The 7,777-nt window shown below is 38.9% G+C and carries 6 protein-coding genes; 3 read left to right on the forward strand and 3 right to left on the reverse strand.

Translation table 11 applies throughout. The features are described 5' to 3' along the window. The coding region (locus VIP81_RS26050; RefSeq protein WP_331968137.1) for a relaxase/mobilization nuclease domain-containing protein at positions 1–989 on the forward strand (989 nt) is incomplete at its 5' end. A 296-nt stretch (positions 990–1,285) separates the two neighbouring features. Here the strand turns inward: VIP81_RS26050 and VIP81_RS26055 are convergent. Both VIP81_RS26055 and VIP81_RS26060 read right to left on the reverse strand, forming a co-directional pair. After that, positions 1,286–2,908: a DUF1254 domain-containing protein gene (locus tag VIP81_RS26055; RefSeq protein WP_331968139.1), complete on the reverse strand. Its 1,623-nt coding sequence runs from the start codon at positions 2,906–2,908 to the stop codon at positions 1,286–1,288. Positions 2,909–3,411: 503 nt separating this feature from the next. Continuing rightward, positions 3,412–3,639 (reverse strand): helix-turn-helix transcriptional regulator, encoded by a 228-nt coding sequence (locus tag VIP81_RS26060; RefSeq protein WP_331968141.1) that lies wholly within the window; start codon positions 3,637–3,639, stop codon positions 3,412–3,414. A gap of 1,093 nt (positions 3,640–4,732) precedes the next feature. Here VIP81_RS26060 and VIP81_RS26065 point away from each other — a divergent pair. Beyond that, positions 4,733–5,029, forward strand: a complete 297-nt coding sequence (locus tag VIP81_RS26065) for a hypothetical protein (RefSeq protein WP_331968143.1) — start codon at positions 4,733–4,735, stop codon at positions 5,027–5,029. 182 nt (positions 5,030–5,211) lie between these two features. On the opposite strand, the gene VIP81_RS26070 is transcribed toward VIP81_RS26065, so the two are convergent. Continuing rightward, positions 5,212–5,928 (reverse strand): hypothetical protein, encoded by a 717-nt coding sequence (locus tag VIP81_RS26070; protein WP_331968145.1) that lies wholly within the window; start codon positions 5,926–5,928, stop codon positions 5,212–5,214. A gap of 439 nt (positions 5,929–6,367) precedes the next feature. Here VIP81_RS26070 and VIP81_RS26075 point away from each other — a divergent pair. Then, positions 6,368–7,777, forward strand: a 1,410-nt coding sequence (locus tag VIP81_RS26075) for a recombinase family protein (protein WP_331968147.1), incomplete at its 3' end; no start/stop codon positions are given.

Below are 7,777 nucleotides of genomic sequence, written 5' to 3' on the forward strand. Positions count from 1 at the left end.
AAAAGGAATTATCTGAAGAACAGAAGCAAATTCTCTCCCAAAAAGATCACCTTCAGCATAAAGATCGGGCAGAAGTATTATTCTATAATAAGTGCTTCGGCAATAAGTATGAGCTGACAAAAGATTTCAGAGACGTTGCTAAATTGAGCAAACGGGTGGAGAAACCGGTACTTCATTTATCCCTTCGATTGGCTCCTGGTGAAACACTTTCAAGAGATCAATTAGCAGAGATAGGCAGGGAATGTGCGAAAGAATTCGGGGTGGCAGAGAACCAATATCTCTGTGTACTACACAGAGATACCAATGAACAGCACATACATATTGCGGCCAATCGGGTAGGCTTTAATGGCAAAGCTGCTAGCGATAGTAATAACTACAAAAGAATGGCTGCCCTTTGCCGAAGGCTGGAAAAGCAATACAAGCTAAAGGAGGTTTTAAGTCCCCGCGCCTTTCTATCACCACAGGAAAGACTATTACCGAGGCAAGACATGCGAAAGGAGAAATTAAAAATGGACATCCGGGCAATCTTAAGAAATGTATGCTACTATTCAGATTTTGAGCATAGAATGCAGGCATTAGGGTATAAGGTAATTAAAGGCCGGGGAATTTCCTTTATTGACGATAAGAAAGTAAAAATAAAAGGGAGTGAGGTCGGGTTTTCATTAGCAAAAATAGAGAAAATATTGAGCATAAAACAGGAGTTGGAGGCAAGGAATGCGGAGCAAAAAATCTACGAAACCTCCCTTCTGGACAGCGCAGCAAGACACCGAAGCCATACCCTGACACAAAGAATGCTTCAACAAATCCAACAAACAACGCGAATGGAACATTCTCCAATTATCCCTGTAATAAAGGAATTGACAAGCTTATTAGAGTCGCTTTTACAAGTGGAATATACCTCTAACTATTTACCATATGAACTCACGGAGGAAGCCGTCAGGCAGAGACGAAAAAGGCAACAATCGAGAAATAAGGGAATTCGTCATTGAAATTGTTTTTGTAGAAGCTTTTTTCTTGAAACGGAAAATAAAAAAACATTGATTTCGGCAATAGGGTGACGTCAAAAAAGACGTTAACCTATTGCCGAAATTCCATTTTCCGGGATTTATGTTTCTGAATAAAATAACACAACACACTGATAGCATTGGTAATGCTTCCGCAACATTTTGGAAGTCCTGCAATTTACGGAAGGCATACAGCATGCCTCAAGGTGTTAGAGCAACAGTTCCACCGCCTATAATTTTCAACAATGAAAGTTACTTAGTTGGTAAAATGAATGGCAGTTTTATTTTGCCCGCTCAATATCTGGTACTATCCAACTTTTATTAAAGAATGGCTCTAGTGGGCTATAGAGGCGCAGTAGCACAAACCAGCCTTTTTCCGGAACTGTCTGAATCCAGTTGCCATCTGGCACATTTGCAGGTTTGCGCGGTGAAAAATAAATTGTGTAAGTGCCATCTGCTTCTTTTTGCGCAGCTGGTGTAGGGTAGCTCTGGCTACCAGCACGTGGAAATTTCTGTTCGGTTTGTAACATGGATCTGGTTTGATTATCGTAAAGTGTCAATGACCAGAATTTTGCTGCGGGTATATTGGCAGGTATTACTAATTTATAGGTACTGGCACCATCAAAGGCTTGTCCTGCTGCATCGAAAAAAGCACCAAGATATTGAGAGCCAATGTTCGTCAAGCGCATACACATAGCAGGAGTTATACCGGTGGCAGCATAAAACATGGCAATCCTTGCATTGAGTTTTCTTGCTCCATCATCAGGGTACTGCTCAATGCCCTGTTTTGTTATTTCAGGTGGTGGCCTAAGAAATTCATAACCACCAACAAACAAAGGATTCACCCAATGACTACTGCCGCTATAATAAATGAAACCTTCTGATGTTCTGGGCCTGAAGGAGATAGTCCGGCTAATGGCATTTCCCATAGCTATAGAACGCTCCAATATTTTACGGGTATTGGCATCTGGTTGAAATGTTTTTCCTTTTACAATGCCAATAGCGGCGAAGTGACCAGCAATTTCCGGTTCCAGTGCAGCAGCTGGTTGGTCCTGTACTGCGTCGTTCAACATGGTGAAAAAGGAGAAATCGGCCGGGGGAATTGTATTTATACTTTTTCCGCTACCTTCTACAAACCGTATTGCTGGAGGAGCTGAATTGGCGCCTAATCTGGCAGTACCATTCAGAAAAGCGCCAATACTGGTTCCCAATCCGCCAGGAACATAGGGATATATCTTTAAATGCTCTTTTACATTATTATCCGCAGGTTTAGGATCATCATTTTCCAGAAAAGCCCTACCCAATACTCCGACCTGGTTAGTTCTGCTATGACATACAAAATAACCGCCTTCAGGTAACTGTCCTTCATAACCTGGCGGAATAATCAGGAACTTTCCTCCCTGGCCTCTGTCTGGACCCGGCAAGCCAAAATCAGTAATCCAGCGCCACCACATATCATCTATTACCCCAAGTGTGTTCGGTGGTGTTTCAACCACCACAGGCCCTTTCGAAAGATCCACATAGGTCCAGAAGTAATAAGTATCTGCATTAGCTGTCAGAAATAGTGAGCTAGCGTCCATCAACTTGGAAAAGACAAGCACATCATTATCCTTAACCCCAAAATCATGAAACCCTTTTCTGATTGCCCATTGGGATACAACGGCATAGCCGTTTATAAAGGCATCCACTCCATGCAAATAATCTGATTCTTCATAAATTCGCTGTGCTGAGGACGCATCCGGGATTCCATCCTTAAATACCAAGTCTCCTACAGAGGTTTTTACCTTTGTAGGAGTAGAAATGGAATTAATAAGTGTAGGACTGATTTGCGCTGTGCTTCTGAGGGTCAATAGTATTAGTAACAGTAAAACATAAGTCAATCTCGAAGGGGGAATAAACTGCATAAAATCAAGTTGTTAAGAATTATGAAAATCATTTAACTTAATTTGTTTATGCAAGGGAAAGGATGTTGTATGTAATAGATAACAGGAAACAGGATCAAAGGTTTATTAATTATTCATTATTGGGGGAGAAAATCGTCGGAGGCACTAGAACGCAGTTCTACATTATCAAAATCTAAAAACATACATGCCTAATCAGTTTTTCCTTTTATCGTATGTGCATATTTATGCTTTAAATCAGTAAAGTATGGACGAAAAGAATATAATATACAGACGGCAACCCCAATGTTTTTCCCGATTGAACCAAACAGGTTTTGAATGCTACATTGATTGGTACGTGAAGAAGTTAACCGCCTTTCACAATCTAGTCCCGTACATTTCAAACTGCTGGACCTATTTACAAAACTCTATTTAAATTTAAAATTAGAGAAGTGTGCGAGTTGTTCCACATTATCAAGCCAACTACCTGTGAATGGATTAAAACAAAGAGATAGAAAGCAAATCAATTATTCCTTTGAAAGTATTTTATATAAAGGCTCTTCCAATGCTTTTGATAACTTCATTAAAGTAGTATAGGTGGGATTGATGATCCCACGTTCAATTTTACTCACATCACTTTTATCAATGCCGCTCCATGCTTCAATTTGGAGTAAGGTATATTTCTTTCCCTCCCTCGTCTTTCGAAGGTTTTCTCCCAATTGTTTTAATAATTCTATTTCGTTGATCTCTTCCATATTTTCCCAAAAGGGGAAAGTGGCAGGATTTTTTAAATAACACTTAGGGCTTTAACCCTAATTATTTAAAAAGCACTATCTTTGTTTATGAAAAGCATTTATAACACAAATGCAAAGTTAATTAACTTATTGATTTCTAATAGATTATTTGATGTGGAATAATTCCTGTTAAAATAACTAGCTTTGCGACCTTAAACTTATTAATCGCATTGCATTTTTTCGTTCTGGTGAGCTTGGCCGCGCCCAGAACAGAAACAGCAATGCTCATGTTGCTACTGGTTCACCAGTGCAGGCGCATGGGCTTGCTTGTTTAGTATCCGTGCGCGGCCAAGCTCAACGGAGAAAAGCAAGTGAGTACCGCGCCTTTTTTTATTTATAAAAAACCTCGGCTCTCCACTTATAAATTCTCTAAACTTCTTAACCTCTCAGAGGATCATCACTCACTTTCATGCCTATATGGAAGCGGCATCTATGTGCTTATCAGATAATCAAGAACAAATCACTATCTAAAAATATCTGTTATGACAAACAAAAAAGAAACTTCGCAAAAGAACAAAAACAGAGAAACCAACCAGAATCTACTTACTAATCCCGGCAATATGCTTTTTGATTTACACACGATGCTAACAAACTTACCGGTTCGTTTCAGGGAGCAAATAATAAAGGAGTGCGGCTTATCAACTCCCACATATTACAGAAATATGCGTCCTTCAGTCAGGATAGTTAACGGTGAAAAAAAGCACGTTATTCAAAGCTTTTCGAATGCTGAGAAATATATGATTCGGAAGGTTTACGACGAACTATTTAAATATTTCACGCACTACCACGCATCCTTTATGAAGTCAGAATGAAAGTCTGCTACCAAAAATGAACAATGAGCAATAAGAATGTAAGCATGAGGTTAGTCATGATTACTTGTTACAAATTGTCAATAAACGCCCTGACTATTCTTAGTCCGGGGTTTCTTTCATCGGGAGTTTTTGGAGTCCTTAGAAAGTGACTACCTGTTAACATTTATCAAGGTTTTGAATGAAGAAGATGTATGAAATGTAGTTGGAAACAATAAGTTTTTTCATACTTGATTACTGTTCTTATGAAGAAAAAATTATCGATTAAAATACACGTCAGTGCAGATTTTTTAGAAGTCATGAACGATTTATATTCTGAGTATAATATATCAGATACTATAAATAACATCTGGCTTTTGTATGCCAACCTCATTAAGGATAAGAAGGTTAGTAAAGAGTTGTTGCAAGACATGCTATCGTTTTGTGTGCTTCAACAACGGCTGATAACGGCTATTTATCTCTGTCCTTTACCTGATCCAGAGGCATTGGGTCTAACCAGGCAGACCAAAAAAATCGAGGAACGGGCAGCTTCCCTTGATTAAAAACCGCAGTAAAGTCCACTGCTTAATCTGTTTTTAATTTTGGTGAAACATTCAGATAACAACGGGCGGAAGTCCTTCCGCCTGTTGTTATCTTAAGATTTTTTATAATAAACATGGGGAAAACAGACAAGGGAGAATTCTTTCTCCCTTAATTAATCTTAAAAAACAATCCCCTGCGTAAGTCAGTCTACCTCCTTTTTCAATTTGACAAGCCATTTATTAATCTGATCTACAACTTCAGCTGAATCCTTATCAGGGTAATACTTTTTCATAAATTCAATGAATCCCGCAGTAGTTTTTTCATCCTCCCATTCCATTACAGTAAGGCTTAACATGGGCCATTTCTTTGTTTGCTGCATAAAGCCGTATAGTGGGAGGTACGGTGGGGCATAGTAAAATGAATTTTCTACCAATTCATCATATAACGACTTATTAAAAGCCCTTTTCATATCCCGGATCACATCATAGACAATACGGAATCTACTACCATACTGTACCGTTACTGCAAATGCCGGCATTCCCTTATCTTGAAAAAAGACATACATGTAATCAATAAAACCGTCCTCGGTCACGTCACACAGATCTTTGCTATAGTAGGCGTATTCCTTTTTAAACAGCTCTAAAGAAAAGTCTGGTAGGTTCTTATCAATAATAAAATCAATTAGCGCATTTTCCTTTTCAATAATAGCTTCGATAGAAGGGCCTCCTGTGACTCCTGCTACAGATAGAAAATACCTGGGTTTAGAAAACAATTCAAAATAGTAGCTTTTAAAAAAGATTGTCTTTCGGTCAAATGTTACTTGTACATATAACGGATAGGTAAGTTTTCCATGCAAGGATACTTGTTTAAGCCGGTCATTGAAATATGTTTTATAGCTAACCTTATATGTTTTAGTCATTCTAAATCGCTTTTATGCCGGTTGGTATGCAAAATGTGTAACAATCTTTTTATAGTCATTGTTTTGCAACACAAATTGTATCAAACAGTCAATATTAGTAAAGCTAGGTAAAATTTAGTGTAAATTGGAAAAAAGTTTAGGTAAAACATAAACTATCAAAACATATTTCTTATATTAGCATTAAGAAGGGGATTCCCCTTGCACAGGGATTTTGTGAACTTGATTAAAGCGGAGGTGCAAATGGACAAAATAAGGCCGGAAAAAGCAGCGGAAATGCTAAGGCAAAAAGGTATAGAAGTAACGGTAGAGCAGGCAACATTTATACTTGAATTTCTACGTAGATTAGCAAACATTATAGTGGCTCAACATCTGGAAAAACAGCGCAAACAGTAGACTACAACTGAATTAACTTATTTGATAACCCCCAAATTATGAAGAAATGAAAATAGCTGATTTGTATATCCGCGTAAGTACTGATGAACAGGCAGTAAAAGGCTATTCACAGCGTGGCCAGGAGGAACTTTTACGCAAATACTGTGGGATAAACGATATATCCGTTCGCAAAGTGATTTATGAAGATCATTCCGCCAAATCCTTTAACCGGCCCGAGTGGAAAAAATACTTGTTAGAACTAAAGAAATATAAGGGGAAAGCTGATCTTGTGCTATTCCATAAATGGGACAGGTTTAGCCGTAATGCCGGGGATGCCTACCAAATGATTAACACCCTTCGTAAATTAGGTGTAGAACCGCAAGCCATTGAACAACCGCTGGACTTATCCATACCGGAAAATAAAATAATGCTGGCCTTTTATTTGGCAGCTCCCGAAGTAGAGAACGACAGGCGGGCATTAAATGTTATTCATGGTATGCGTAGGGCTAGGAAAGAAGGACGTTACATGGGGCTGGCACCTGTTGGTTACGCCAATAAAACAGATGAAGCCGGAAGAAAGTATATAGAACCAAAGGAACCTCAAGCGGGTATTATACGTTGGGCGTTTGAACAAATAGCAGAAGGCGTAATTAATACGGAACAGGTTTTTAAGATAGCTAAAGAAAAGGGATTTAGAGGTACTAAGAGCCTTTTCTGGTTTGTCATCCGCAACCCTGTTTATTGTGGAAAAATTTTCATTCCCAAGTACAAGGACGAAGAAGCCCGCTTTGTAAAAAGTCAGCATAAACCTATTATCACAGAGGCATTATATTATCAGGTACAGGACGTACTGGATGGCCGAAAAAGGCATTACCGCCTTAAAGTAATATCGAACGCCACGTTGCCTTTACGAGGCTTCCTAATATGCCCTAAATGCAGCAAATTGCTAACGGGTAGTGCGTCCAAAGGACATACTAAGTACTATTCCTATTATCACTGCTTTGATGGCTGTAACAGCCGCTTTAGAGCTGATAATATAAATGACTTGTTTGTGCATGAACTTAAAAAGTACATTCCGCGCCCTGAAATGATAGACCTGTACAAAATAACATTATCAGAAGCATGGTACGAACAAACGAACCACCTGCAAGACGACCGTAAACAACTGTTGGCCGAAATACGTAAGCAGGAAGAAAAGCTGTCTTATATCAGAGATTTACTTACCTCCAAGCAAATAGAGCCTGCAGACTTTCGGGACATGAAAACGGAATGTAGTAGCAAGTTAGAAAAACTGGAAGCAAAACTAAGCACCAATAACCACGACCAAGTTAATATTGGCGATCTGTTAGAAAAAGGGCTGAACAACCTTTTAAAGCTGGATTATGTGTATGAAACCGGGGATATTGAGAAGAAGCGGGAAATAATTAGTTCGATGTATCCTGAAAAATTAAGTTTTGACGGATTTATACTTCGAACT

It is taken from the genome of Chitinophaga sp. (assembly GCF_036566945.1).
Lineage (GTDB): Bacteria > Bacteroidota > Bacteroidia > Chitinophagales > Chitinophagaceae > Chitinophaga.

Coding starts and splice junctions, on each gene's coding strand:
- VIP81_RS26065 (WP_331968143.1), top strand. CDS start 4,733: ATGAAGAAAAAATTATCGATTAAAATACACGTCAGTGCAGATTTTTTA.
- VIP81_RS26060 (WP_331968141.1), bottom strand. CDS start 3,639: ATGGAAGAGATCAACGAAATAGAATTATTAAAACAATTGGGAGAAAAC.
- VIP81_RS26070 (WP_331968145.1), bottom strand. CDS start 5,928: ATGACTAAAACATATAAGGTTAGCTATAAAACATATTTCAATGACCGG.
- VIP81_RS26055 (WP_331968139.1), bottom strand. CDS start 2,908: ATGCAGTTTATTCCCCCTTCGAGATTGACTTATGTTTTACTGTTACTA.